At 67.3% G+C, this 1,656-nt stretch carries 1 protein-coding gene; it reads right to left on the reverse strand.

The window, feature by feature from the left end:
* The coding region (locus tag Q1W26_RS01725) for a hypothetical protein (protein ID WP_300435043.1) at nt 1-1,656 on the reverse strand (1,656 nt) is incomplete at both ends.

The following is a 1,656-nucleotide window of genomic DNA, read 5'->3' on the forward strand; positions in this document are numbered from 1 at the left end:
TCAGCACGCCGGTGCCGGCGTTCCAGCTGCCGGTGATGCCGTTCTGGTTGGTGAATGACAGGGTGTCCTGGCCAGTGACAAAGCCGCTGGTGATGCTGACCGTGGCGCTGGCGAGGGTGGCGGTATCCGCGTCGGAGACGATCAGGCCGCTGTCCACCACGGTGGCGGCAGCGTTCTCGGTGTAGGCCAGCGAGCTGCCGGTAGTGGTCACGACGGGGGCGTCATTCACCGCGGTGACGGCGATGTCGCGCGTGACGGCGGCGCTGCTGGCGCTGCCGTCACTGGTGACGAAGGCAACCGTGCGGGTGGCCGTGCTGGGGGCGTCCGAGCTGTTCAGGTAGGTGACGCTCCGCAGCGCGCTCTGATAGTTCGCCAGCGTGGCGCTGCCGCTGAGTGTCAGCACACCGGTGCCGGCGTTCCAGCTGCCGGTGATGCCGTTCTGGTTGGTGAAGGCCAATACGTCCTGGCCAGTGACAAAGCCGGCGGTGATGCTGACGGTGGCACTGGTGAGGGTGGCGGTGTCCACGTCGGAGACGGTCAGGCCGCTGTCCACCGCGGTGGCGGCGGCGTTCTCGGTGTAGGCCAGTGCCGTGCCCGTAGTGGTGATAACCGGAGCATCGTTCACCGCAGTAACGGCGATGTCGCGCGTGGCGGCGGCGCTGTTGGTGCTGCCGTCGTTGGTGACGAAGGAAACCGTGCGCGTGGCCGCGCTCGGGGCCTCCGAGCTGTTGATATAAGTGACGCTGCGCAGCGCCGTCTGGTAGTTCGCCAGCGTGGCGCTGCCGCTGAGCGTCAGCACGCCGGTGCCAGCGTTCCAGCTGCCGGTGATGCCGTTCTGGTCGGTGAAGGCCAGCACGTCCTGGCCAGTGACGAAGCCGCTGGTGATGCTGACCGTGGCACTGGCGAGGGTGGCGGTGTCCACGTCGGAGACGGTCAGGCCGCTGTCCACTGCGGTGGCGCTGTCGTTCTCGGTGTAAACCAGCACGCTGCCGCTGGTGGTGACAACCGGAGCGTCGTTCACCGCGGCGATGGTGATGTCGCGCGTGGTGGTGGCGCTGCTGGTGCTGCCGTCGTTGACGGCGAAAGCGACGGTGCGCGGGGCGGTGCTCGGATTGTCCGAGCTGTTGATGTAGGTGACGCTGCGCAGCGCCGTCTGATAGTTCGCCAGCGTGGCGCTGCCGCTGAGCGTCAGCACGCCGGTGCCGGCGTTCCAGCTACCGGTGATTCCGTTCTGGTTGGTGAAAGCCAGCACGTCCTGGCCGCTGACGAAGCCGGCGGTAATGCTGACCGTGGCGCTGGCCAGGGTGGCGGTGTCCACGTCGGAGACGGTCAGGCCGCTGTCCACTGCGGTGGCGGTGGCGTTCTCGGTGTAGGCCAGCGTGCTGCCGGTAGTGGTCACGACGGGGACGTCGTTCACCGCGGTGATGGTGATGTCGCGCATGGCGGCAGTGCTACTGGCGCTGCCGTCGCTCACTACAAAAGTGACGGTGCGAGGCGTGGTATCCGGATTATCCGAGCTGTTGATGTACGTGACGCTGCGCAGCGCCGTCTGGTAGTTCGCCAGCGTCGCACTGCCAGTGAGCGTCAGCACGCCAGTGCCGGCGTTCCAGCTGCCGGTGATGCCGTTCTGGTCGGTGAAGGCCAGCACGTCCTGGC

The sequence above is a fragment of the Zoogloea sp. genome (assembly GCF_030157465.1).
GTDB lineage: Bacteria > Pseudomonadota > Gammaproteobacteria > Burkholderiales > Rhodocyclaceae > Zoogloea.